This is a genomic window from Chryseobacterium sp. WX (assembly GCF_029542485.1).
Classification (GTDB): domain Bacteria; phylum Bacteroidota; class Bacteroidia; order Flavobacteriales; family Weeksellaceae; genus Chryseobacterium; species Chryseobacterium cucumeris.
The window spans coordinates 2122208-2147241 of the sequence record NZ_CP120710.1 but is presented as its reverse complement, the minus strand read 5'-3'; the positions used below and the strand labels follow the sequence as shown (position 1 = coordinate 2147241).

Genomic DNA, 25034 nt, shown 5'->3' with positions numbered 1-25034 from the left:
ATTTATTATTTTTTAATAAAAATTATGCTCTTAAATATCTTGAGTAAGCATATCCTTCCTGGCCGTCAGCATTTTTTACTTTCCACCAGTCATCAGAAGTTTGCTCAATAAGAGTTACAGAAGAACCTTTTGCAGCTTTACCTACAACGGCAGCTTCAGTAGAAGGTTCCTGTCTGATGTTAAGATTAGATTCTTCAGTAGCCACTGTTAAAGAAGCACCTGAAGCCAAACCTGCAACCTGTACATCAATATTGATATCTGAAGCAGAATAAGTAGAATCAATAGCTCCCAGAGCATTCCATACAGCATCTTTAGCTGCAGTATTGGAAGCATTTCCGGAAACATAAAGAATTCCGTCCTGCTCCTGAACCTGAAGATTGGAGATCCCTGCAGACTGTGCCGCTGAAACTACACTTGAATATTTATCTTGTAATTGGCTCATCTTAAATTATTTTACGATTAGGTTGTTGTTATACTTTCCGATTTTCAAAGCATCTACAGATTCCTTGATTTTTCTGGCCTGTAAAGCAGAAACATTTCCTGTAAGAGTAAGCTGTCCGTTGACAACTTCCACTTTTACAGAAGGGAAATCCTTCACTGCATCCTGAACTTTTTTCTGAACAGCAGGATCTACAGCAGATGCCGTTTCAACTGGTGCTGCAGGTGCAGGAGCTGCTACGGTAGACATATCCATTACGTCTTTTACTCCGCTGATGGCTTTTAATTTAGCAATCATTGCGTCTTTAGACTGTTGATCTGCGAAAGTACCGCTTAAGTGAGCTACACCTTCTTTTACTTCAACAGAAGCATTGGGATTAGAAGTTACTATAGTTGTAGCCTGAGTCTGAAGGTCGGCATCAGAAACTTTCTTTTTACAAGAAATAGCACCGAAAGATACAGCTACAGCTAATGCAGCCATTGCAATAGTTTTTTTCATATTGTATATTTATTAATGTTGTTATACACTCAAATGTAATAATAAAATTTGTACCAAAAGAATAAAAAGTCAATAAATGTTTCTTAATTTTTTTACAATATTTTCTAAACCAGGGTTTTAATTTTTGGGGATTAAAAACTTAATGTAAAATTCAACGCTATAGAAGAAAATCGTCTGCCAATTGAAAAACCATTATATTTGCGCAAATTGAACTATATATATGAAAGGACAGAATAAACTTTTTATAGCAATTATCATTGCCCTTCTTCTGGGAGTAGGAATCGGAGGTATTGTACACGTGAGCTATCCGGATAGTGCAGAACCCTTTTCTAAAAACATAAAACTGTTGGGAACGGTTTTTATCAGATTGGTACAGATGATTATTGCTCCATTGGTTTTTACGACATTAGTAGTAGGGATTGCCAAAATGAGTGATATCAAAATGATTGGAAGAGTAGGTACAAAAGCCATGCTTTGGTTTATTTCAGCTTCTCTGATTTCCCTTTTTATCGGGTTGATCCTTGTTAACTGGCTGGAGCCGGGACATGTTACCAAATTACCAATTCAGGATGTCGCTTCTGCTGACGAACTTCTTAAAAGCAGCAAAAGTTTTTCCATGGAAGATTTCGTAAAACACATGATTCCTAAAAGTTTATTTGAAGCCTTCGCTACCAACGAAGTACTGCAGATTGTTGTATTTGCGGTGATGTTTGGAGTTGCTTTGGCTAATCTGGGAGAAGAATATGCTAAACCAGTTGTGAAACTATTTGATATTATTGCGCATGCTATTCTTAAAATGGTAGGGTATATCATGTGGTTTGCTCCGCTTGGAGTATTGGGAGCTATTGCAGCGGTAGTGGCCACCAATGGTTTTGAAATTTTTAAAGTATATGCTATTTATTTAAGAGACTTCTTCTTTGCTATAGGAGTTCTTTGGCTGGTCCTTTTACTGGTAGGATATTTCATCCTAGGAAACCGTCTTTTTGACCTTTTAAAAAGAATTAAAGAACCATTACTGATTGCTTTCTCTACTACAAGTTCAGAAGCAGTATTCCCGAAATTGGTGGAAGAACTGGAAAAATTTGGGTGTAACAGTAGAGTAGTATCTTTTATTTTACCTTTAGGATATTCATTCAACCTGGATGGAAGTATGATGTACATGACATTTGCTTCAATCTTTATTGCTCAGATCTACGGAATCGAAATGACCCTTGGACAGCAGATCACTATGCTTTTGGTACTAATGCTTACGTCAAAAGGGATTGCAGGAGTTCCAAGAGCTTCTCTGGTAATTATTGTGGCAACATGTTCAATGTTTGGTATCCCGCCGGAAGGTATTGCTTTGATTTTACCAATTGACCATTTCTGTGATATGGGTAGAAGTATGACCAACGTACTTGGAAATACGCTGGCAACCACAGCAGTTTCAAAATGGGAAGGGCAGTTAACTGAACCATTAGACAAAATTTAAATATCAATGAGTTTAAACAACTTAGAAAATCATAAAAGCCATATTGAAAAATATGGCTTTGCTGTTATCAATGATGTGTTTTCGCAGAAAGAACTGGAAGACATCAATGTTGTGCTGCAAAATATAGACACTTCAAAAGAAAATTTTAGAAAGTCTGAAGACCTTTTTGCCATCAGACAGTTTTTAAAGGAAGTTCCGGAAATCAAAGATCTTGTGTTTAATGAAAACATCAGGAAAGTGATAAAGGAAATTTTTGGAGAAAAATATTTTGTAGTTAAAAGCATCTATTTTGATAAGCCTGAAACTTCCAACTGGTACGTGGCCTATCATCAGGATCTTACTATTTCTGTGGATAAAAAGCTGGAATTGGAAAATTTCGGACCGTGGACCACCAAACAAAATCAGTTTGCGGTGCAGCCTCCACTTAATGTTTTGGAAAATATCTACACCATCAGAATCCATCTGGATGATACCGATGAAAACAACGGAGCGCTGAAAGTGGTTCCAAAGTCTCATGCAAAAGGCATTTACAGACCGGAAACCATCGACTGGACAGTTGAAACCGAAGAAATCTGCAACGTAGAAAAAGGGGGAATTATGCTGATGAAACCTTTAACGCTTCATGGTTCCAACCGAACCACCAACGGAAAGAAAAGAAGAGTCATCCACATCGAATTTTCTGATATGGAACTTCCGGAAGTCCTGCAATGGTCGGAAAGAATGAATTGAAAAATAAACCCTTCGTCAAAATTCTGAAGAAGGGTTTATTTTAGTATTAATCACAGGAGATGACTTCACCATACGGCTTGTCTATATTTTCTTTATGATAGGAGAGAAATAGTAGACCTTCTTTTGGGTTGGCATTCCAGAAAGATGTCGGTGTAGAGACTTTCATCTTTGTTTTCAGTATATTTTCGATCATACTATCCTTACTTCCAAAAGTTGTAACAGGAGTAATTTCCTGAATTTTTGATGTATCATCTATTTTTACTTTATAGATAGCAAAAGGCTGCTTAGGCTTGAATCCACTGATCTTTGACAAATCAGATTTATATTCAGTTTGGAATTCATCATAGCAACGGGTAAACTGTAAGCCTATAAACCTGAATGTATTATTATTTAAATAAGTAAAGGCTTTTTCCAGATTTTTAAGCCACAATTTTTCATCTTTTGTTGGTTTATTTTCCAGTTTTGATTTTGGAGTACAGGATGAAATGGAATAGGTGTTATTGTATTGGTTTAAAAAGATCAGATATCTTTCATTGGGCAGGACATCAATTTCACAAGCTCCGGAATAGGAATTTCCAATGAGTCCTCTCACATTCATTGTTTTGAATGTTTTAGCTCCCTTATATACTTTTTCAATTTCAATATCTGCTTTATAGGATCTTTGCTCAGTATTTTCGTCATATACTTTCAAAATTCTGATAATACCTACAAATTCTGAATTTTGATAATTGTATGCTAAGGTTTCATATACACATTTACAAGCTGAAACTTTTATAATGCTTAAAAGTAAAAAGAGTAGTAATGATAATTTTTTCATAGGTGTTGTTTTTTGTTTTTTTACTTCACAGCAATTTCATCAATAAAGATATAAGCATCACCGCCTGCTCCCTGATGCCATTCCGGAAGTTTTCCGAAGTAGTAAGCTTTTACTTTAATATATCGTGCTTCGGTAGGAAGAATTTCTGTTGAAAAGTCTTTGATCTGTACTTTTTCATCCTTAGGATCAATAGTATTGTCAACCGTTTTCAGAAGGACAAAATCTTTTCCGTTCATGGAGGCGTAATATTCTACTTTTTTAGGCATTATAATCCATGCTTTGCTGTCCTGAAGGTAAGTGGAAGATAATGATTTTATGTTCTTAGGGGACTTAAAATCAATGACTGCCTCAAAATTTTGTCCCTGATATCCGTGCCATTCCCCTTTTCTCCAGTTAACATCCCCTCTGATACCGTCAATAAGAGCAAGGTTTCCGGTAGCGCTGTACTGTGGAGTCACTTTTGATAAAATATTAATATCCCAGTAATTAGGTCTTCTGTTGAAGTGAGCTGTGGTTACAGAACTTTTTTCTCCGTTTCTTTCAGCATAAGCCATTACCTGAGTGGTTTTGGTGATGGAGAATGGTCCTTTATAAGTAGAGAACGTCTTTCTTTTATTGCTGTCACTTTCATCTATCGTCATGTAGTACACTTTGTCATTGGCATTAAGTGGAGTGATTTCTACCTTGGTAGAAAAATCAAAAATTCTGTCTGCAGCAATTACTGGTGAAGCGGTTTGTTCAGCATATTTAAAATCTTTAGCCGATTTCACATTTTCGAATCCCAGTTTTTTAAGTTCAGCTCTGCCAGTAGTTTTGGTAATTGTTCTGGTAGTACCGTCTTCAAGATGAATTTTAATTTCGTCAAAATAAGGCGTTGTGGTTTCCCATTCCGGTAATCCCGGAGTGACAGAATAAATTCCCATTGAGCTTAAAACATACCATGCACTCATCTGGCCACAGTCTTCATTTCCGATAAGGCCGTCAGGTGTATTTTTATAAAAATTATCAAGGATGTATTTGATTTTTGCATCTGTTTTTTCTGGCTTATCAACGAAATTATATAAATAAGCAATGTGATGGCTTGGTTCATTTCCCTGGGCGTATTGTCCTATCAATCCTGTGATATCCACTTGTTCTCTTCCCGTTGTTTTATCAGGTGCTGTAAAAATAGCATCAATGAACTGTTCAAATTTTTCTTTTCCGCCATGCGCTGCAATAAGCCCCGGAATATCCTGCTGTACAGAATATGAATAATGCCACGAGTTTCCTTCCGTATAATTGTTGTTAACTTCTCTCGGATCAAAAGGCTCATACCAGTTCCCGTTTTTTCTTGGCTGCATAAAACCTGTTTTTGGATTGTAAAGGTTTTTCCAGTTCTGAGAACGTTTCATGAAATACTGATAGTCTTCTTTCTTGCCTAAAATTTTCGCCATTTGAGCAATACACCAATCGTCATAGGCATATTCTACTGTTTTGGAAACACTTTCATGCTCATCATCTATGCTGATATAATGATTCTGTTTGTAAGCATTCAAACCAAAAATATCCTGCATGGCAGAACCTTTTGCAGCCTGAAATGCCTTTTCATAATCAAACCCCTGAATTCCCTTAGCCATAGCATCTGCAATGACGGAAACAGAGTGATAGCCAATCATACATTCTGTTTCGTTGGAAGCCAGTTCCCATACCGGAAGTTTTCCTCCCTGTTCGTATTGTTTAATGAAGGTATTGATAAAATCAGCAGTTCTTTTTCTGTCAATTAAAGTCATCAGCGGATGAGCGCCTCTGAAGGTATCCCAAAGTGAGAATACGGTGTAATAATCAAAACCATTGGCGGTATAAAGCTTGTTATCTCTGCCTCTGTATTTTCCGTCAACATCCATATTGATGTTCGGTTGTGTGAAGACATGGTAAAGTGCAGTATAAAAAACAGCTAATTTGTTTTTATCATCAGATTTCACCTCAATTTTGGAAAGTTCTTTATCCCAATTCGTTTCTGCCTGTTTTTTTACTGCTTCAAAATCATTAGATGTTCCTTCTGCCAGCATATTTTTTACTGCTCCTTCATAGCCTGTAGGAGAAACAGAGACTTTTACATTGATCTTTTCTCCTTTTTTAACATTAGCTGAAAATGCCAGAGCAAGTTTTGTCCCCGTAAAAAGATTGTCTTCTTCTTTTCCATTGGTGTCTTTTTTTGAAATTTTCATAGGCTTTGAAAACTCAATTCTGGCATAGATGTACTGATTGGTAGCCCATGCTTCACTTCTTCTGAAAACTTCAATGGTTGTATCATCAATAATCTTTACTTCACCTTCCAGAAGCTTATCTCTGTGGTTGAGGTCTAAAATGATATTGGCATTTCCGGCATTGTTGAAAGTGTATTCATGATACCCGACTCTTTTTGTCGTTGTAAGGCGAACATCAATATTATTTTTATCTAATTTTACAGCATAGAATCCTGCTGTTGCTTTTTCATTTTTATGCGAAAATTTCGAAGAATAGTCTTTGCTGTTCAGGCTTGGATTTCCCATAGTAGGCATCAGCATAATATCTCCATAATCAGAAACTCCTGTACCGTTTAAATGGGTATGAGAAAAGCCGTAGATGACAGAATCCGAATAATGGTATCCGCTGCATCCGTCCCAGCTTCCGTCAATTCTGGTATCGGGAGAAAGCTGTACCATTCCAAAAGGAACAATCGCCCCTGGAAAAGTGTGGCCATGGCCTCCGGTTCCTATCATGGGATTGACATATTGGGAATAATTCTGTGCGGAAATAATTTGAGTAATACATATGGAAAATGCAATAAGCCCTTTTTTCATGTTTTGATTTTAAAGAACGAAGATATTGAAAAACAGTAAAAGAGATGTAATAAAAGGCATTTACGATTTGTCTTATTAAAAACAATATAATTCATGAAGAAGATAGTACTAGCTGTAATCATGCTGTTGCCCGCTATTGCTTTAGCTCAAAGTATAAAAGGAAAGATCTCTCAGGCTGGAAATGCTGTCCCCTACATTGAGGTGATTGCCGTAAAAGATCAGAAAAAACACACCTCCATTTCAGACGAAAAAGGAAATTACTCTTTGAAACTTTCAGAAAATGGAAACTATACCATTAAGCTTCTACAGGATGGTATAGAAATTTCCAACAGAGATATTGTCATCAACGGAGAAGTAAAACAGGACTTTTTTATTGAAAAAAAGAATGAAAAACAAATCGAAGGGGTTACGCTTACTGCCAGAAAAAAACTGATTGAGAGAAAAGCAGACAGATTGGTTTTCAATGTATCCAATTCTGTTGCCTCACAGGGGATGGATGCTGTGGATGCTCTTGCGACAACTCCTCTGGTTAAAGTAGATGATAACACCGGAGTTTCCATCGTTGGGAAAAGTGGGGTGGCAGTAATGATTAACGACAGAATTCTGAATTTGTCAGATGCTGAACTGGTTACCTATCTCAAAAGTCTCAGATCTGAAAATATAGAAAAAATTGAAGTCATCACAGCACCTCCTGCCAAATATGAAGCACAGGGAAACAGCGGATTAATCAATATTGTTTTAAAGAAAAATCAAAACTTGGGATGGAGTGGAAGCCTTACCAGCAGTCTTCAGCAGCAAACCTATACCGGGAATTCAAACAGTGTAACCGTAAATTATCAGAACGAAAAACTGCGTTCTTCCTTAAAGCTGAGACAGAATAAAAATGAAAAGCATTCCTATGAAAACTATTGGATAGAAGGTGCAGATGGTCTTAAAAGCAATGATAATAGAAGAGATTTCGGGGATGGACTGGGGGCCAATTTAAGTTTGGATTATCAGTTAAGTAAAAAGTCCAATGTCGGATTTATTTATGATTTCGGATTCGGACATTCCAATATGGATATCAGAAATACTTCAAACTATTTCCAGAATGGGATTTATACCAATACACTACTGACTGATGCACAGCACAGAGCTACAGGAAGACAACATACGGCCAGCGCGTATTATGATCTGAAATTCGGGAAGCAGGATAATAAACTGAGTATCACAGGAAATTATTTTTCCAATACTCCGGAAACAATTATTGATTTTACTACAACAGAGAGTTCGGGAGACAGATTTGTGGTAAAATCGCCTTCTATGGTGGATTATAAAATTTATTCCGGGCAGGCGGATCTTACATTGCCTTATCAGTTTGCAAAGACAGAAGGTGGAGTGAAATTCACCAATTTTGATAATAACTCCAGTATATTTTATCAGAACTTAGCGAACGGACAATATATTACAGATCCTTTGAAAAGCAATGAATTTGAATATAACGAGAAAAATTATGCAGCTTATATAAGTTTTGAAAAGTCATTCAACGAAAAATGGTCGGCAAAAGCAGGTTTACGTTACGAATATTCGGTGGTCAACGGAAATTCTTTAACTTCCGGACAGCGGACTGAAAATTCGTATGGGAAATTTTTTCCAACGGCCTATATCAGCTATAAAAGCAATGAAAACCATACTTTCAACCTGAATTATTCCAAAAGAATCAATAGACCGGGATTCCGAGCGATCAATCCCTACCGCTGGTACATCAATATCAATTCTTATTTTACCGGAAATCCTTTCCTGAAGCCCTCTATCAATCATAATTTTGAACTTTCCTACGTGTACAAAGGAAAATTATCGGCATCAGCTTATTTTCAGAGAACCGTGGAAGCATTTAGTCAGCTTGCCACCCTGAAAGGAGAAAACAGGGTGAGTACTTTTGAAAATTATTACAACCAGAACAGCATGGGAGTTTCCCTTAACTATTCAGATACTTTTTTCAAAAAATGGGAAGCGAATTACTCGGCCAATTATTCTTATATGAATACGGATGTTTTTGCAACCGATGCTCTTGCCAGAAAAGGGAATAGTTATGATTTCGATTTTCAGAATAATATATCACTCAATCAAAGTAAAACAATACAGCTGATTCTGAATTACTGGTTCCGTCTGCCTTCCAATTCCGGAAATTCCTATATGAAGTTTGCTGGAAATCTTACTTCAGGGGTGAAGCTGAATCTTATGGAAAAGAGCCTTCAGCTGAATATATTTGTTTCAGATATATTAAAGCAAGGCAAAAGTCTGGGAGAAATTTATTATACAACAGGAACACATTCTTACAATAATTACTACGACGCCAGAAGACTTACTTTATCAGCAACCTATACTTTTGGAAATAAAAAAGTAAAAGGAATGGATCGTAATGTAAGGTTTGATGAAAAGAACAGAGCCAATTAATACTCTGACTTTAAATTGTTTTTTATGCATGCCATTCTGAATGAAACGGAGTGGAATGAAGAATCTTTTATTTTATGAGGTTCTTCAGTCGTCAGAAATCGAAGATTCGATATAGTCAATGACAAAACAGAAAATTTCTACACTTCTCCCTCAAAGAAATCATTGAGATAGTCCTCTTTGTCTTTTTCTTCCCGTCCGGAACCCAGATATTTTTTCCAGGACTGAGATTCATAATATACAATGCCCATTTCCCAGACACAGTAAGTTGGAAGATGGGTTTTGTTTCTTTCCCACAATTCATTTTCACTGCGCCATGTGCAGACTAACAGGAGATAATTTTCTCCACAGCGATGCATGATGACGAATCCCAGATCATCGATGTTTTTAAAATTTTCTTCAGCATTTTCAATACACAATTGTGCATTATCAATGTCCTGCCGGGAAACTTCCGAAGGATCACTTGCGAGGTCATACCATTTGAATTTCGTCTTTCCAATGGTAAATATTCCTTTTGCCTGTGCGTATTTGGAAGGATAGGTATTGGTTCTCATATCAATTGCTTTCTGAGGTTGGGTGTAATGTCAGGATAAAAATCACAAATAAGAAATTTTTAACGATCTGATTTATCACCTGATATTATAGATTTTATTGATTCTAAATTACCGAAAAAATCCGTAAATTTGTAAACAATTTATATTTATATGTTGACGAAAGAAAAGGTTCAGGAATTCCTTAAAGAAATAGAAGTAGACGATTTGGTGAATAATCTTCAGATTATGGGTAACGATGTTTATATTGACATGACTGCTCATTCACCTGCAATGCACGAAAAGAAAAAACTGGAGGCTGCCATGAAACAGGCTTTTGCCAGTGAGTTTGGAGAAGACATTCATTTAAAACTTAAAATCGTTTCTCCGGAGCCTAGTGAAATTCAGCAAAGTCAGATCAAAGGAAAACAAATTCCGGGAATTCAAAATATTATCGCTATTGCTTCCGGTAAAGGAGGAGTAGGGAAGTCTACCGTTTCTGCAAATATGGCAGTAACGTTAGCCAAAATGGGCTTTAAAGTAGGATTATTGGATGCAGATATCTACGGTCCTTCAGTTCCTACCATGTTCGATACAGAGGGACAGAAACCAATTTCTGTAGAAGTGAATGGTAAAAATCTGATGAAGCCTATCGAAAATTATGGAGTTAAAATGCTTTCAATAGGATATTTCTCCGGCGCTAATCAGGCTGTAGTGTGGAGAGGTCCTATGGCTTCAAAAGCTTTGAACCAGATGATCAGAGATGCTGCATGGGGAGAGCTGGATTTCTTATTAATTGACCTTCCTCCGGGAACAGGGGATATTCACTTGTCAATTATCCAGGAAGTGCCTGTAACAGGAGCGGTCATCGTAAGTACACCTCAGCATGTTGCATTAGCAGATGTAAGAAAAGGAATTGCGATGTTCCAGATGGAAAGTATTAACATTCCGGTTCTTGGATTGATCGAAAATATGGCATATTTTACACCGGAAGAACTTCCTGACAATAAATATTATATCTTTGGAAACCAGGGAGCACAATATTTAGCGGAAGATCTTGGAATTCCGGTATTAGGAGAGATTCCATTGATCCAAAGCATCAGAGAAGCAGGAGACGTTGGAAGACCAGCTGCGCTTCAGGAAGGATCTAAAATTGCAGATATCTACACAGAAACTGCCAGAAAAATGGTAGAAAGTTTAGTGGAAAGAAATAAAAATCTTCCTCCTACTGAAGCTGTGAAGATTTCTACGATGGCAGGATGCTCGCCAAAAGCAAAATAATAATAATTTCAATAAAATTTGAAAAAACCGAATTGAACTGAAAAAATATGGAAACAAACATAACGCACGAAGATACCGTAACAAGAGTAATGGAAGCTCTGGAAAGCATCAGACCATTTTTGAATAAAGACGGAGGTGATATTGAGCTTATTGATGTGAAAGATAATCAGGTGTTTGTGAAACTTTTAGGTAACTGTTCCGGGTGTTCATTGAATTTTTCAACCTTAAAACTGGGTGTTGAAAATACAATTAAACAACATGCTCCGGAAATCGAAAAGGTAATCAACGTAGAGTAAAATATATCTGAGATATTTTTAAAAAGACAGGCTTTTTTAAGGCCTGTCTTTTTATTTGCATATTGAGTCCACTAAGCCTACCAAACCCGTCAGGTTTATGATGAAATTTTTCAGACTCAAAAAAAATGTTTTTATTGTTTTACAACTTTGTTTCCTACCCCTTCTATAGAAACATCCGGCTTTCCTGATTTTGTTCCGGAAGTCCGGTAGTAGACCATATTGCCGCCACCTTCCATGGAGATTTTATCCACTTTATCGATGTATACTTTATTACCTGTTCCTGAAACCGTAATTTTTTTAGCACTTCCTTTGACTGTTAATGTGTTGTCGCCACCTTCTACCTCAACAACGCCTCCATTGAGAGCGTAATTGAGCTTGTGGCCCACACCTTCTATATGTACCACCTTATCGCTTTCTGTTTTTTCTACTCCTTTTGTAGATTCTACTTTTCTTGATTGTGAAAATGCAGTAGCTGTTCCCAGCAGCAGGAAACAAAGAATTCCTCCAGTTTTAATATTTTTCATTGTGAATTGGTTTTTGTTGAGGATAAATATAGATATAAAATGCTTTTTTCAAGAATTTTAAAAGTTAAATCATCATAAATAATCAGGTTGCTTCAGGAGACGGTTTTTGTAATAATTTCTTTAACTACCTTTAATACTTCAGTAGATTTTTCCCGGATGATTAATGCATTCTTTTTATTTTTGATCAGCTCAGTGAAGTTATTGTCTTCCATATTAATGTCTACGATAAAAGCTCCATACTTGAGTGCGGTTTCGGCAATGGCAATAGGAAGGCTCGTTGCTCCGGAAGTACCAACAATAAAAAGAACACCACTGTTTTTGGCAATTTTAAGTGCACTGAATTTTTTGTTCGTTTTTTCATCATAATATTCATCAAACCATAAAATATTCGGGCGCATCCAATGCCCGCAATGAGCACAGGTTAAAAGTTCTTTATCTTTCGCGGTAAGATCTTCATCCAGATCTTTGCTTTGTATGTCCACAGGCAGATCCATAATTTCTTTACATCCGTTTGAGCATTTAATCTCCCGGTTATTCCCATGGATTTCATAGATTCTTTGGCTTCCGGAACGGCGGTGAAGGTTGTCAATATTTTGGGTAAGCAGATGAAATCTGTCCTGAAGTTGAGTTTCAATATCTGCCAATGCAAAATGACTTTCGTTGGGAGAAGCATTTTCAAACATTTTTTTTCTGAAAAGAGAATACTGCAGAACTTCTTCCGGATGCTGTCTGAAATAACGTAACGTTCCAAATTCTTCAGGCTTGTGAAACTGAGTTCCTTTTACCCAAATTCCATCTATTCCACGATAAGTAGGAATACCACTGTCTGATGAAATTCCTGCACCGGTAAGAAATGTAAAGAGATTTCGTTTTTCTTTATGCCAGACTTGTTGAATAATATTCTCTAATTGATTTTCCATTGTGTTATTAAAAGTTTAAAACTAATGAATTTTCCAGTAACAAAAAAGCCCCGGAATCTCCGAAGCTTTTTCAATCAACTAAATATTATATTTTATCTTACAATGACTCTTTTGATCTGTCCTTCCAAAGTTTTTACAAGATAAACTCCCGTAGAAAGGTTAGCAGTGCTTATGGTTAAAGCATTCTTTTCTTTCCCGATCAATTTTCCGGACATATCGTACAATTCATAATCCTGTTTTCTGTTAAAATAAAGAGTATTTCCTTTGTTGACAGGATTTGGGAATATAGTAAAGGTGGCCTGTTCGGTTTTTATTTCACCTGTTCCTAGTGTTGCAGGCGTGGCCACTTCATATATGGATAAAGTTCCGCTGATTTCGTTGGCGATAATCACATAACCTTTATTGGTTGTAGTGTTTTCAGGAGCGATGTAGATAATTCCTTCAGGACCATTATCACCTCCGTATGCTGAAGTAGAACGGGAATTTTTGTAATCTGTAAACGTAGGGGTATTAGGATCTGTAATATTATAAACCATAACACCGCCAGTTCTTTCTAAAGTAATGAAAGCATACGTCTGGTCATTGATTTTCCCTAATGCTACTCCTTCCGGTTCCGGACCTTTGGCGCGGCTTCTGTTTTTAGTAGCGTTAGACTCATTATCCGAATTGAAAATCAAAGGATGATAAGCTGAAATATATCGTTCAAACTGATCTCCGCTGTCATATACAATCTGTTTAGTATCAGCATTGAAAATAGAGAATGAACGGGCCCCTAAAGCTGCCATTTCTTCAAACTCTGCATCTCCATCCATATTTCCTGTAGCAGATGAAATCCTGAATCTGCCGAGGTTATAGGAAGCTTTTAAAACATTGGCATTCGGAAACAATACAGGATCTAAAATATAAGTGCTTGCTCCCACAGTCGTTCTTTCGCTAAATCCTGAAAGATCCTTTTCATCACCTTCATTAGCGGTTACAATATAGTTGGTGTTTCCTACTTTGTAATTTTGTACTGCATCCGGTACATAATACGCTTTTACCGGCCAGTTGGCGATTAGAACCTCACCATTATTGTCTGAAGCATCAAATCCGTTACCCGGAAGACTCATGTCTTTTTTGCCCAATCCCCAGATACCTGTGATCGTTTTGGTAGCCAGGTTTATTTCAGCAATGGCATTATTTTCCTGAAGGGTTACCCATGCTTTCTGACTGTCGGCACTGATGGTTACATATTCAGGTTCCAGATCCTGAGAAAGGGTATTATTTGTTCTTACTTTTCTTAAACCGGTAGCGGTTAATGCTGCTACCTGATTATCAAAACTATTAAAATTAAGTGTCGTTACATTACTTTGGGTAAGATTTCCAACACCTCCTGAAATGTCAATGATACTAATAGTTCCTTCAGGATCTACGGTATAAGCGTCATTAGGCTCTCCTTCGTTGGCAGTAACTACTTTTGTTCCGTCAGGGGAGAATGTTATCATATCCGGTAAAGCTCCTACAGTTACCTGCTTAAGGAAATTTCCATTGATGTCAAAAAATACCACAGATCCATTTTGCTGAGGATCAGTATTGGGAGAGGCGGCTGCAATAATTCCGTTTTTCACAGCGATACTTGTGATCCCACCGTAAGGAGCCATATTCACTGTTTTTATGACTGAGGGTATTGAAGGATTACTGAAATCAATAATATCAAAAACATCCGTAATGGAGCTGATCGTAAATAAACGTTGTGTTGACGGATCATGAACTACAATTTCTGTAGAGCTGCTATTATTTCCTGAAGGATCAAAACTTAGAAGATAATTCAGTTGGATCTGATGAGAAGGAACCGGAGCCGCTTTATCATTATCTACAATATAAACCGTTGCAGAATTGTCTCCTGAAATAGTTGCTCCAACAGGATTTTCAAGGCTTACCACAAAATATTCAGCCTGCTGTTCTGCCACTGTGTCATCAATAATCGGAATATTGACGGTATAACTCGTTGTAGATGGAGTGATATTAATAGTTTGATTAGTTAAAGTAAAATCATTACCGTCAGCTGTACTGAACGGTGCTGGCTTTACAACCAGATTCACTGTAGAGGTAGAAGGATTGGTAATATTGATTTTAAATGCAAGATTTCCTGAATTTTCATTGACTTTGATGAAATTCTTTTCTAAAGAAATTGCTGTTCCGGCAGTGGTAAAAGTACTGGAAGTAACGGCAGTAAGCCCATTATCATTGAAATCTTCTACCATATTGGGCTTGAGAGCCAGATAATAAGTCTGCCCTGGCACTAGTCCGGAAGTTGGGATTACAGTGATGGTATTGTTGCTGAAAGTTGTAGTGAACGGAACTTGTGTACCTGTAGCATTTCCAAGACGGAATTCAATAAGATTTTGTGCATTGGAATTGTTGAGTGCAGAATTATCAGTTAATCTTACATTTTCATTGAAAGATAGGGTTGGATTTACAGTTGTTGAAGCGTTATTGGTATTATGGGCAGGCAGGTAAGTGACTGTTGGTGGAGTAGTATCAACATTTCCTGCAGGAGTGGCATCCACCGTAAAGTTGTCAAAACGATTGTTTCCTCCTGTTCCGCCTCCCGTTGCGGAAAATTCTACCTTTAATTTAAAGTTAGGGTTGTTGTTGGCTCCCTGTATAGTGGAAAAATCCAATGTAACCAATTGTGGATCGGCATCCTGAGGATTCACCGTCTGAAACTGCATAAAAGTAGTTCCGTCGGTGGAATAAGACCATGTCTGTGTTCCTGCTCCCTGACCGGATCTTCTGGTGGTGAACTTAACAACGATGTTATTATAGCCCGTTGTAGGAAGATTAAACTGTAAAGCCCCTCCAATCGGATTATTGAATCTTAAATGGGTTCCGGAAACATCACCGTTTCTTGCATTTAAATTTTGCAGACTAAAATTTTGTCCGGTACCTCCGGCAAAATCGATGACACTTGTTCCTCCTGCTATAGGTGCAAGAGAACCGTTCACCATCGTAGAAGCAGGGGTAGTAACTGTAGCTGCAGAAGTATTATCGTTAAAATTCCAGTAATGAATCAGTGTCTGTCCGAAAAGACCGCTCTGAAAGAAGAATGCGGCAATCACAGACCCTTTTAATAGGTAGTTGTTGATCATTTTTTATTTCAATTAGATAAATACAAAAATGAACTTTATACCTTGCAATTATTTTAATGGAACTTTAAGAAATGTTTAAAAAATAGGTTTATTTCCAATAAAAAATAAAAATTATGTGAATAAGAAACTTTATAGTGAAATTATTTTCCTGATTTTCCCGAAAAATTTAAAATCGTTCTTGATTTATTTCCTTCCAAAGGATGTTTCTGCATATAAAAATATCCTGAAACAGCAGTCACAAGCAAGAGTACAAAAATAACCAGAACAATTCTTTTTAACATGTCTCTCATAGCGCTAAATTTTTAATATCTCTAATTTCTAAAGTAGATGTAGGGTATCCTTTTTGTGTCACATTGATCATTGCTCTACCCACTTCGTGTAAAGTTAATGATTTTGACTGAAAAAAAATAGGAAAAATCCAAATAAAAGGTTTAAAAAACCACTTTACATTGGTTTGACCCTCAACAGGTTTCATGAATCCGGGACGGAAATTATAAGCTCCTCTGAAACCCATTCTTTTCAAATCATTTTCTGTTCTGCCTTTTACCCGTGCCCACATCAGTTTTCCACTCTCCGTACTGTCTGTACTTGCCCCGGATACGTAGTTGAACACCATTTCAGGATTTTGGTTCAAAACAGCTTTGGCAAAGTGAAGCGTTGTATCGTAAGTGATTTTGGTATATTCTTCTTCCTTCATGCCAACGCTGCTGATTCCGGCACAGAAAAAACAGGCATCATAACCTTTCAGTTTTTCATCATGAAGATCTATCGAAAGGAAGTCAGAGACAAGGTATTCTTTCAGCTTGGGATGTGTTTTACCGGAGGGTTTTCGGCTTATACTCAGGATTTCAGAAACATTTGGATTTTCAAGACATTCCATTAAAACACCTTCGCCTACCATTCCCGTAGCTCCTGTAAGAAGTATTTTGATTGGGTTCATTGCTTTGCTATTGATATGGGTATGACGGATGAGGATGAGGTTTTACTTTAATTTTTTTGATAAAAGATAAAAGATAAAAGATAAAAGATAAAAGATAAAAGATAAAAGATGTTGTCTTAAATGTCCGGATTCAATAATTCAATAGGGGTGGGCTTTAGCCCGCCTTAAAAAATGAGCCACCTTCTCTTGGCTTTAGCCAAAACTTAATAATAGAAATTGCTTCGTCACATTGTTCCTCGCAATGACATGGAAATGTTTTTAAAATAGAAAACCAGCTCAAAAATGGCTGGCTTTCAATCGTATTGTTTGTTGTTACTTTTTATGTTGCAGCTGACTGTAAATATTATGGATCAATCCGTCTGCTACGGAAATTTTTGGAACAAAAATTTTGTTGATATCAGACCACGACATCACATTGTTGAAGACGCCCAGGGCGTGTACCAGTACATCAGCACGGTCTTCTCTCAGGCTGTAGTTGGTCATTCTTTCTTCTACGGAAAGCTCATTGAATTCTTTGTAAACCTTTTTCAGATGAGACAAAGACATCGGTTTTCCGTCTTTGGTTTTACTCATAGAGAATACTTTGTTGATATTTCCTCCGGAACCGATAGCAACAATTGGCTTTTTGCTGACAATATTTTTTTTGATCTCATCCTTCATTTCTTTCCAGTTGTCCATAGTCACAAGATTATTGAGAAGACGGATCGTTCCGATATTGAAAGATTTTTCATAGACCATTTTACCATTTTCATAGAAGGTAAGCTCTGTAGAACCTCCACCAACGTCAATATATAGATAGGCAAATTCTTTATCAAGACCTTCTGCAACATGATTTTCATAAATCAGGGTAGCTTCCTCATCACCGGAAATAATTTCAATATTGATTCCTGATGTATCTTTTACCAGATTGATGATATCATTACCGTTGGCAGCATCACGCATGGCACTGGTAGCACAGGCTCTGTAATGATCTACTTTGTATATTTTCATCAGGTCACTAAAGATCTTCATGGAATCAATGACCATTTTCTCTCTCTCCGGACCAATTTTTCCGATGGTAAAAACATCCATTCCCAGTCTCAGAGGAATTCTGAGAAGGTTGAGCTTGATGAATTCAGGCTTTCTGTTGTTGATCTTTACTTCATTGATAAGAAGGCGGGCTGCATTACTCCCTATGTCTATCGCTGCTATCTTCATTTCTTGCTTGTTTTAGCTTTTAAATATTTATAGGTTTCTATTTGTGATCGGCATTCGTGTTTATCATTTCTTACGTATTCATTGCTCAGTTTTTTGTCTAAAATCCTTGCCTTTACGTTATCTTTAAGTTGGATGTCCAGAATGTCTTTTAATTCCTTCTTAAGGTTTTTATCAGTGATTTTAGCGGCTGCTTCAATTCTGTAATCCAGGTTTCTGGTCATCCAGTCTGCGGAAGAAATGTACATATCCTCGGCCCCTTTATTGTAAAAATACATGACTCTGGCATGTTCAAGATATTCGTCTACAATACTGATGGCTTTTATTTTTTCTCTGAATTCCTTTTGATTGACGGCACAATAGATCCCTCTTACGATCATTCTGGTCACCACTCCGGCTTTGGCAGCTTCATATATTTTTTCAATCAGAGCACGATCACTCATTGAGTTGACTTTAACGATGATTTCTGCTTTTCTTCCTGCCTTGGCCTCTTCGATTTCTTTATCAATATGGTGAACAATCTTTTCACGCATAAACTGAGGGCAAACTAATAAATTTTTACAAGTTTTCAAAATAGGAATAAAGTCATCTTTCGGTTTTTTCAATACATTGAATACTTTATTGATATCCGCCATGATGCCGCGGTCAGCGGTCAACAGCAGGTGATCACCATATATTCTGGCTGTTTTTTCGTTGAAATTTCCGGTACTTACAAAGCCATACTGAATGGTTTTATTGTGGGCTCTCTTTTTGATGACACAAAGTTTGGCGTGTACTTTTTTATTAGGAATTCCTACAAGAACAGTAATTCCTTCAGGCTCCAGCATGTCTTTCCATTCCAGGTTGGATTCTTCATCAAATCTTGCCTGAAGCTCCAGCATCACAGTCACTTCTTTACCATTTCTGGCAGCGTAAATCAGAGCATTGATAATTTTTGAACTGCTTGCCAGACGGTACGCTGTAATTTGTATGGATTTTACATCCGGATCCATAGCGGCTTCACGGAGAAGATCAATCACCGGATTGTACTTGTGATAAGGGAAGGTAAGGAGTACATCTTCTTTTAAAATTACGTCAGTCACCCTTCCCCCATGTTCAAATGCCTGATGCGTAAAAGAAGTTCTTTCTACAGGTCTTTCATACTTTTCAAAAACATCAGGGAAATCCATGAAATGTTTGAAATTATGAATTTTTCCTCCAGGGATGATGCTGTCTTTCTTCGTTAAGTTCAGTTTCCTGATCAAAAGTTCCAGCAAAGCTTTATCCATATCTTTATCAAAAACAAAACGGGTGGGCTTCCCTTTTCTTCTGTTTTTAAGACCTTTTTCTATTTTTTCTGCAAAGTTGGTTCTGATATCATTATCCAGATCCAGTTCTGCATCTTTTGTTACTTTGAATGCATTGGCTGCAAATTCATCATATCCGAAATAAGAGAAAATATGCGGAAGGTTAAAGGTAATCACATCTTCCAGTAACATGACATTTTTTTCTTCCGGATCTTCCGTTGGCAGCAATACGAATCTTCCCACAAAGCGGGATGGAATTTCAATAATGGCATAATTGCTGGAATACTGCCAGTCTTTTTTTCTCATAGCCACTCCCAGATAAAGACTTTTGTCTCTCAGATAAGGCATAGGAGTATTTTCATGAAGAAGAATCGGAATCACATTGGATTCTACCACTTCATCGAAATATTGTCTGACAAACTCTTTTTGGTTGGCTGTCAGGTTTTTGGCGTTTTTAATGAAAACTTTATGATCAGCCATTTCGGTCTGGATTTTTTTCCAGGTTTTATCGAAATTCAGCTGTTGTCTCATCACAACTTCATTGATTCTTTGAAGGATCTTGGATGGCGGCTGATAAAAAGATTCGGCAATCACTTTTTCCTTAAAATCCATGGCGCGCTTTAATCCGGCAACACGCACTCTGAAAAATTCATCTAAATTGTTGGAGAAAATTCCGAGGAAACGTATTCTTAAATGTAAGGGAACTTTTTCATCCATAGCTTCCTGCAAAACTCTTTCATTAAAGGCAAGCCAAGTAATATCTCGGGGATTAAAGTGTATTGACATTCTAAATGTGTATATTTTATCAAAAATAATAATTCACAAAGATTCTGCCTCTATTTCTTAGGTTAAACTTTGATTAATTTTTAAAGGTTTGGTGAGTTGTTCTTTGTGATTTTCGATTTTCCTTATAAAGTAATTGGTTTTCAGTGGTTTTTGATATATTTATATCACGAACTATTTGCCATTAATCAGGATATATATTCATTGGAGAAAATGCTTTAAAGAATTATAAAAACTTGTAACCATGAAAAAAATTACGATTATACTTCTGCTACAGTTATTTGGTTGGGTATACAGTCAATATGTAGAGGTCTTGGAAAAAGGAAATTTGGAAAACCTGTCTCCTCAAAAATTTATGATTCCTTTACAGAATCAGGAAAACTATAAATCTGCTTTTTTAGGACGATATAAAGCTCATTATCCCGGTACCTACCTCGGACATTTGTTTATAGCTATTAGCGATGAAGCAAAGAATGCAGGGGCCAATGCCTATTTTATTGTGAGTTTCAAAGAAGGAGATAAACAAAATGAGTCTGAACTGATATTGGATACTTATCATATCCGGGATTCTGATATCAAAGATCAAAGTCTGCTGATTGAAAAAAATAGAATTTATATTATTGGGGAACCCGTTTTAAATAGTGAAAATACGTCAAAGTTTAAAGTAAACGGAGCCAGAAAAGAAGTAAAAGACAATACATTCGCAACTGTAGTAATAAAGGAAAATGAAGAGGTTAAAATAGTAAAAGGAGGAATTACTGGAATGGCAGTATGGGTAAAATGGAAGCCGGAGCAGTTTAATAAATTCTACAGCTTTTCAGGCATTGGAATAGACGGTGTAGGTTTTGGAGCTAATGGAATGGGAGTTGGCATTAATACAGGAAGGATATATTCCGTAGATCCTGATCTTGGGTACTTTTTAATCCGGGTTTTAAAAGAAAGTAAATAGTATCTTTCACCTCACAGAGGAGAAGTTGACATATCTTCATACATAAAAAATGATTTTTTTTCCTGAATATAATTTCAAAACCTCGATTTTATCGGGGCTTTTATTTTTATTGTGTCATTTTGTCATAATTTTTTGAATGGTACAGATATTGAGAAATTGAGAGTGTAAATTAAATTAAAAATAGAAAAAATATAAAATATTATGAGTAAAATAATTGGAATTGACTTAGGAACAACCAACTCTTGTGTTGCTGTAATGGAGGGTAAAGACCCTGTTGTTATTCCTAACGCAGAAGGTAAGAGAACTACTCCTTCTATCGTAGCTTTTACGGAAGACGGAGAGAGAAAAGTAGGTGATCCTGCAAAAAGACAGGCTGTAACGAATCCAACAAAAACTGTTTACTCTATCAAAAGATTTATCGGAACCCACTTTAAAGATGATGCTTCTGAAATCACAAGAGTACCTTATAAAGTAGTTGCCGGACCAAACGATACAGTAAAAGTAAAAATCGACGATAGAGAATATACTCCACAGGAAATTTCTGCAATGACTCTTCAGAAAATGAAGAAAACTGCTGAAGATTATCTTGGTCAGGAAGTAACAAGAGCGGTAATCACTGTTCCTGCATACTTCAACGACGCACAGAGACAAGCTACTAAAGAAGCTGGTGAAATTGCAGGTCTTAAAGTAGAAAGAATCATCAACGAACCTACCGCTGCAGCGTTAGCGTATGGTCTTGATAAAAACCATAAAGATCAGAAAATCGCAGTATATGACCTTGGTGGTGGTACTTTCGATATCTCTATCCTTGATTTAGGAGACGGTGTATTTGAAGTATTGTCTACAAACGGTGATACGCACTTGGGAGGTGATGACTTTGATGATGTGATTATCAACTGGATGGCTGATGAGTTCAAAGCTGAAGAAGGTGTAGATTTAAAAGCTGATGCCATTGCTCTTCAAAGATTGAAAGAAGCTGCTGAAAAAGCGAAAATTGAATTATCTTCTTCTCCTCAGACTGAAATCAACTTACCATATATCACAGCTACTGCTACAGGTCCTAAACACTTAGTGAAGACTTTAACAAAAGCTAAATTCGAGCAATTATCTGCTGATCTTGTAAGAAGATCTATGGAGCCTGTGGCTAAAGCATTAAAAGATGCTGGTTTATCCACTTCTGATATCGACGAAGTGATCCTGGTAGGTGGTTCTACAAGAATCCCAATCATCCAGGAAGAAGTAGAAAAATTCTTCGGTAAAAAACCATCTAAAGGAGTAAACCCGGATGAAGTTGTAGCTATTGGTGCAGCAATCCAGGGAGGTGTATTGACAGGTGATGTAAAAGATGTATTATTACTTGACGTTACTCCACTTTCTTTAGGTATCGAAACAATGGGTTCTGTATTCACAAAATTAATTGAAGCGAATACTACGATCCCAACTAAAAAATCTGAAGTATTCTCTACAGCTTCTGATAACCAGCCGGCTGTAAGCATCAGAGTAGGACAGGGGGAAAGACCAATGTTCAACGATAACAAAGAAATCGGTAGATTTGATCTTCAGGATATCCCACCAGCACCAAGAGGAGTTCCTCAAATTGAAGTAACATTCGATATTGATGCTAACGGTATTCTAAGTGTATCTGCTAAAGATAAAGGAACTGGTAAAGAGCAGTCTATTAAAATCCAGGCTTCTTCAGGTCTTTCTGACGAAGAAATCGAAAGAATGAAGAAGGAAGCTCAGGAAAACTCTGCAGCGGATGCTAAGAGAAAAGAAGAAGTTGAAATCTTCAACAAGGCTGATGGATTGATTTTCCAGACTGAAAAACAATTGAAAGAATTCGGTGAGAAACTTTCTGCTGACAAAAAAGCAGCAATCGAAGCAGCTCATGCAGAATTAAAAACAGCTTTTGAAGCTAAAAATGCTGATGACGTAAAAGCTAAAACTGAAGCGTTAGATGCAGCTTGGATGGCCGCTTCTGAAGAATTATATGCAGCAGGTCAACAGCCAGGTGCTGATGCAGCAGGTGCTCAGAATGCAGGTGGAAACGCCGGAGCTGAGGATGTACAGGATGCTGACTTCGAAGAAGTAAAATAATTATTGATTTAATAAATAATAAATAATTTAAACCCGCTTTAAACTTTAAAGCGGGTTTTTTATGCATCTATTTTTCCATTCATCTTTTTGTACCCTTTCTAATATTTATATTATTTATAACTCTTCAGAAGATTTCTTAGTTTGAATTAGATTATTATTTTACCGAATAGCAATTAAAAAGATGTAGATAAAAAGCAATATGGTTTAAGAAAAATATATGATATATAAAATATGTTTCCTATTTAATTAATTTAATGCTATTTTCTAAAAATATTTTTATTTTAGCATGTAATGAAATACTTTCAACACATATTTCAATTTTTATTTACAGTTGGGTTTCTTTTCTCATCTGGACTCCTGTTTTCCCAAGATCTTAAATATAAAGAGTATGATTCAATTCTTTTGAATACGCCTAAAGAAATGGGGAAAAAAAATATTCCCAGAGAAAAAATTATTCTTTGGAATAAGGAGATGTTAGAAAAAATGAAAAAAGAAAATTATGTGAGAGGAATAATTTGGGCTCATATCAATATTGCCAATCAATGCTGGAATTTAGGAAATGGAGAAGAAAGTATAAAAAATCTGAATGCAGCAGAGAGCATATTACATAAAAACGAAAGCGAGATTGATTTTTTTACAATTGCTAAGCTCTATCAGGAATATTCGCAGGCCTATTATGTCATGAAGCTGTATGATACAGGTCTGAAGTATAATTCTAAAGGGGGATATTACGGAAATAAAATTGAAGATAAGGATAGAAGGGGTAAATTTTTATCTTACGTGTATACTACAAGAGCAAATTTTCTTTATGAAAAAAAAGATCTGGATTCTGCGCTCTATTATTTAAAACAATCCTCTCTATTGTATGAAAGCTTAAGCACGACCTCTCAAATTGCTAATCATTATATTGAATATCAACCCAGCCAAAATTCTGCTAAAGCCTATCTTGGTCAGGGAATGGATATAATAAGCAAAAAGAAACATGACCCTAATGATTATCAGATATCTGTCTTTTATTACTATTATGCACAATATTTTTTTAAAGAAAAAAATTATGAAAAAGCAATCGTATTTTTAGATAAAGCTCTTGAATACAATAAAAAATTAAAAACGATTGAGCATACTAAAAATATATACAAGCTTTTAATATCATGTTATAAAAATTCGGGTAATTTAGAAAAGGAGAAACAATATCTGGAGTATTATATAAAATTAAAAGACAGCCTGGAAAACTCACAAGCCAAAGGTGTAGAGTTATCTATAAAAACAATAGAAAAAGAAAAAACAGAAGAAAATAAAACACTCAAAAAAAAGATATTTATTTATAGCAGCATTATAATTTTTTTAATTTTGTTAGTATTGGCTTATTTATATTATCAGAATCATAAAAAAAAGAAAGTAATCTTAGAAAGCAAAGAAATAATTTCCAGAAAAGAAGATGAAACCAAAGTATTGGAGAGAAGAATTTCAGGAGTACATGAAGATTTAATTCAATTGGCTAAAAATAATGATATTAGTTTTTTGGAAAAGTTTCATGAAGTTTATCCTAATGTTTCTCAAAAGCTATTGGCGATCAATCCGGATTTAACTAAGGATAATCTGGCATTCTGTGCTTTAATCTGGTTAGGATTCTCTTCCAAAGACATTGCTGAGTTTACTTTTAAGCAACACAGATCTGTACAGATAAAGAAAAGCAGATTGAGAAAAAAACTCAACCTCGGATCAGATGTGGATCTTTATCAATTCCTTAAGTCTCTGGTAGATAATTAACGAAATTTTATATCTGTTTTACATATTTTGTAATCAGTAATTCTTAAATCATCTCAATAAAAAAACTTTGTTAATCATTAACCTCGGGTATTAATTAAAAGGATTAGTTAATAAAGTTAAAATC

Annotated in this window: 20 protein-coding genes; 8 read left to right on the top strand and 12 right to left on the bottom strand. The window is 36.2% G+C overall.

Translation table 11 applies throughout. The annotated features are described in order from the left end of the window. Window positions 1-22: 22 nt before the first annotated feature. Together PZ898_RS09630 and PZ898_RS09625 are read right to left on the bottom strand one after the other, a co-directional pair. Window positions 23-442: an SH3 domain-containing protein gene (locus PZ898_RS09630; protein ID WP_062674092.1), complete on the bottom strand. Its 420-nt coding sequence runs from the start codon at window positions 440-442 to the stop codon at window positions 23-25. Window positions 443-448: 6 nt separating this feature from the next. Further along, window positions 449-937, bottom strand: a complete 489-nt coding sequence (locus PZ898_RS09625) for a BON domain-containing protein (RefSeq protein WP_062674094.1) — start codon at window positions 935-937, stop codon at window positions 449-451. A gap of 220 nt (window positions 938-1157) precedes the next feature. Here PZ898_RS09625 and PZ898_RS09620 point away from each other — a divergent pair, with 220 nt between their 5' ends. Together PZ898_RS09620 and PZ898_RS09615 are read left to right on the top strand one after the other, a co-directional pair. Then, window positions 1158-2408: a cation:dicarboxylase symporter family transporter gene (locus tag PZ898_RS09620; protein WP_047434424.1), complete on the top strand. Its 1251-nt coding sequence runs from the start codon at window positions 1158-1160 to the stop codon at window positions 2406-2408. A gap of 6 nt (window positions 2409-2414) precedes the next feature. Further along, a complete protein-coding gene (locus tag PZ898_RS09615) occupies window positions 2415-3137 on the top strand; it encodes a phytanoyl-CoA dioxygenase family protein (RefSeq protein WP_120232037.1) in 723 nt (240 codons plus the stop codon). A gap of 46 nt (window positions 3138-3183) precedes the next feature. Here PZ898_RS09615 and PZ898_RS09610 read toward each other — a convergent pair whose 3' ends face one another. Together PZ898_RS09610 and PZ898_RS09605 are read right to left on the bottom strand one after the other, a co-directional pair. Further along, a complete protein-coding gene (locus PZ898_RS09610; RefSeq protein ID WP_277695400.1) occupies window positions 3184-3954 on the bottom strand; it encodes a hypothetical protein in 771 nt (256 codons plus the stop codon). 20 nt (window positions 3955-3974) lie between these two features. Next, the gene (locus PZ898_RS09605; RefSeq protein WP_277695399.1) at window positions 3975-6776 is read right to left on the bottom strand and encodes a GH92 family glycosyl hydrolase; all 2802 of its coding nucleotides are present in this window, start codon (window positions 6774-6776) and stop codon (window positions 3975-3977) included. Between the two features lie 93 nt (window positions 6777-6869). On the opposite strand from PZ898_RS09605, the gene PZ898_RS09600 reads away from it, so the two are divergent. After that, on the top strand, window positions 6870-9212 hold the full coding sequence (locus PZ898_RS09600) for a TonB-dependent receptor (RefSeq protein ID WP_277695398.1): 2343 nt from the start codon (window positions 6870-6872) through the stop codon (window positions 9210-9212). Window positions 9213-9349: 137 nt separating this feature from the next. Here the strand turns inward: PZ898_RS09600 and PZ898_RS09595 are convergent, their stop codons facing one another. After that, a complete protein-coding gene (locus tag PZ898_RS09595) occupies window positions 9350-9763 on the bottom strand; it encodes a hypothetical protein (protein ID WP_277695397.1) in 414 nt (137 codons plus the stop codon). A 150-nt stretch (window positions 9764-9913) separates the two neighbouring features. Here PZ898_RS09595 and PZ898_RS09590 point away from each other — a divergent pair, with 150 nt between their 5' ends. Together PZ898_RS09590 and PZ898_RS09585 are read left to right on the top strand one after the other, a co-directional pair. Next, window positions 9914-11020: an Mrp/NBP35 family ATP-binding protein gene (locus tag PZ898_RS09590; RefSeq protein ID WP_062674106.1), complete on the top strand. Its 1107-nt coding sequence runs from the start codon at window positions 9914-9916 to the stop codon at window positions 11018-11020. A 47-nt stretch (window positions 11021-11067) separates the two neighbouring features. Continuing rightward, the gene (locus PZ898_RS09585) at window positions 11068-11316 is read left to right on the top strand and encodes a NifU family protein (RefSeq protein WP_002977212.1); all 249 of its coding nucleotides are present in this window, start codon (window positions 11068-11070) and stop codon (window positions 11314-11316) included. A gap of 131 nt (window positions 11317-11447) precedes the next feature. Here PZ898_RS09585 and PZ898_RS09580 read toward each other — a convergent pair whose 3' ends face one another. The 7 genes from PZ898_RS09580 to ppk1 all read right to left on the bottom strand — a co-directional run bounded on the left by PZ898_RS09580 (window position 11448) and on the right by ppk1 (window position 20097). Then, on the bottom strand, window positions 11448-11840 hold the full coding sequence (locus PZ898_RS09580) for a DUF3060 domain-containing protein (RefSeq protein ID WP_277695396.1): 393 nt from the start codon (window positions 11838-11840) through the stop codon (window positions 11448-11450). A gap of 92 nt (window positions 11841-11932) precedes the next feature. Continuing rightward, a complete protein-coding gene (locus tag PZ898_RS09575; protein ID WP_123279313.1) occupies window positions 11933-12760 on the bottom strand; it encodes a Sir2 family NAD-dependent protein deacetylase in 828 nt (275 codons plus the stop codon). Window positions 12761-12852: 92 nt separating this feature from the next. Then, window positions 12853-15891 carry a choice-of-anchor I family protein gene (locus tag PZ898_RS09570; protein ID WP_277695395.1) on the bottom strand — a complete coding sequence of 1013 codons (3039 nt, stop codon included), beginning with the start codon at window positions 15889-15891 and terminating at the stop codon, window positions 12853-12855. 140 nt (window positions 15892-16031) lie between these two features. After that, entirely contained in the window at window positions 16032-16181 is a 150-nt protein-coding gene (locus PZ898_RS09565) for a hypothetical protein (RefSeq protein ID WP_157885769.1), read from the bottom strand. Next, window positions 16178-16831, bottom strand: a complete 654-nt coding sequence (locus tag PZ898_RS09560) for an NAD-dependent epimerase/dehydratase family protein (RefSeq protein WP_062674115.1) — start codon at window positions 16829-16831, stop codon at window positions 16178-16180. The genes PZ898_RS09565 and PZ898_RS09560 overlap by 4 nt, the downstream gene beginning before the upstream one ends. A gap of 312 nt (window positions 16832-17143) precedes the next feature. Then, a complete protein-coding gene (locus tag PZ898_RS09555) occupies window positions 17144-18028 on the bottom strand; it encodes an exopolyphosphatase (RefSeq protein WP_277695394.1) in 885 nt (294 codons plus the stop codon). After that, a complete protein-coding gene (gene ppk1, locus PZ898_RS09550; RefSeq protein WP_062674120.1) occupies window positions 18025-20097 on the bottom strand; it encodes a polyphosphate kinase 1 in 2073 nt (690 codons plus the stop codon). The genes PZ898_RS09555 and ppk1 overlap by 4 nt, the downstream gene beginning before the upstream one ends. A 241-nt stretch (window positions 20098-20338) precedes the next feature. Here ppk1 and PZ898_RS09545 point away from each other — a divergent pair, with 241 nt between their 5' ends. From PZ898_RS09545 to PZ898_RS09535, 3 genes are all read left to right on the top strand, one after another. Beyond that, window positions 20339-21043, top strand: a complete 705-nt coding sequence (locus tag PZ898_RS09545) for a hypothetical protein (RefSeq protein WP_277695393.1) — start codon at window positions 20339-20341, stop codon at window positions 21041-21043. 201 nt (window positions 21044-21244) lie between these two features. Continuing rightward, the gene (gene dnaK, locus PZ898_RS09540; protein WP_062674123.1) at window positions 21245-23140 is read left to right on the top strand and encodes a molecular chaperone DnaK; all 1896 of its coding nucleotides are present in this window, start codon (window positions 21245-21247) and stop codon (window positions 23138-23140) included. A 483-nt stretch (window positions 23141-23623) separates the two neighbouring features. After that, entirely contained in the window at window positions 23624-24910 is a 1287-nt protein-coding gene (locus tag PZ898_RS09535; RefSeq protein WP_277695392.1) for a hypothetical protein, read from the top strand. Window positions 24911-25034: the final 124 nt, after the last annotated feature.

What these genes read in the sequence shown, in the direction of transcription:
- PZ898_RS09590 (WP_062674106.1), top strand. Translation starts at nt 9,914, where the DNA reads ATGTTGACGAAAGAAAAGGTTCAGGAATTCCTTAAAGAAATAGAAGTA.
- PZ898_RS09620 (WP_047434424.1), top strand. Translation starts at nt 1,158, where the DNA reads ATGAAAGGACAGAATAAACTTTTTATAGCAATTATCATTGCCCTTCTT.
- PZ898_RS09615 (WP_120232037.1), top strand. Translation starts at nt 2,415, where the DNA reads ATGAGTTTAAACAACTTAGAAAATCATAAAAGCCATATTGAAAAATAT.
- PZ898_RS09605 (WP_277695399.1), bottom strand. Translation starts at nt 6,776, where the DNA reads ATGAAAAAAGGGCTTATTGCATTTTCCATATGTATTACTCAAATTATT.
- dnaK (WP_062674123.1), top strand. Translation starts at nt 21,245, where the DNA reads ATGAGTAAAATAATTGGAATTGACTTAGGAACAACCAACTCTTGTGTT.
- PZ898_RS09625 (WP_062674094.1), bottom strand. Translation starts at nt 937, where the DNA reads ATGAAAAAAACTATTGCAATGGCTGCATTAGCTGTAGCTGTATCTTTC.
- PZ898_RS09610 (WP_277695400.1), bottom strand. Translation starts at nt 3,954, where the DNA reads ATGAAAAAATTATCATTACTACTCTTTTTACTTTTAAGCATTATAAAA.
- PZ898_RS09535 (WP_277695392.1), top strand. Translation starts at nt 23,624, where the DNA reads ATGAAAAAAGAAAATTATGTGAGAGGAATAATTTGGGCTCATATCAAT.
- PZ898_RS09595 (WP_277695397.1), bottom strand. Translation starts at nt 9,763, where the DNA reads ATGAGAACCAATACCTATCCTTCCAAATACGCACAGGCAAAAGGAATA.
- PZ898_RS09580 (WP_277695396.1), bottom strand. Translation starts at nt 11,840, where the DNA reads ATGAAAAATATTAAAACTGGAGGAATTCTTTGTTTCCTGCTGCTGGGA.
- PZ898_RS09570 (WP_277695395.1), bottom strand. Translation starts at nt 15,891, where the DNA reads ATGATCAACAACTACCTATTAAAAGGGTCTGTGATTGCCGCATTCTTC.
- PZ898_RS09630 (WP_062674092.1), bottom strand. Translation starts at nt 442, where the DNA reads ATGAGCCAATTACAAGATAAATATTCAAGTGTAGTTTCAGCGGCACAG.
- PZ898_RS09585 (WP_002977212.1), top strand. Translation starts at nt 11,068, where the DNA reads ATGGAAACAAACATAACGCACGAAGATACCGTAACAAGAGTAATGGAA.
- PZ898_RS09545 (WP_277695393.1), top strand. Translation starts at nt 20,339, where the DNA reads ATGAAAAAAATTACGATTATACTTCTGCTACAGTTATTTGGTTGGGTA.
- ppk1 (WP_062674120.1), bottom strand. Translation starts at nt 20,097, where the DNA reads ATGTCAATACACTTTAATCCCCGAGATATTACTTGGCTTGCCTTTAAT.
- PZ898_RS09555 (WP_277695394.1), bottom strand. Translation starts at nt 18,028, where the DNA reads ATGAAGATAGCAGCGATAGACATAGGGAGTAATGCAGCCCGCCTTCTT.
- PZ898_RS09560 (WP_062674115.1), bottom strand. Translation starts at nt 16,831, where the DNA reads ATGAACCCAATCAAAATACTTCTTACAGGAGCTACGGGAATGGTAGGC.
- PZ898_RS09600 (WP_277695398.1), top strand. Translation starts at nt 6,870, where the DNA reads ATGAAGAAGATAGTACTAGCTGTAATCATGCTGTTGCCCGCTATTGCT.
- PZ898_RS09575 (WP_123279313.1), bottom strand. Translation starts at nt 12,760, where the DNA reads ATGGAAAATCAATTAGAGAATATTATTCAACAAGTCTGGCATAAAGAA.
- PZ898_RS09565 (WP_157885769.1), bottom strand. Translation starts at nt 16,181, where the DNA reads ATGAGAGACATGTTAAAAAGAATTGTTCTGGTTATTTTTGTACTCTTG.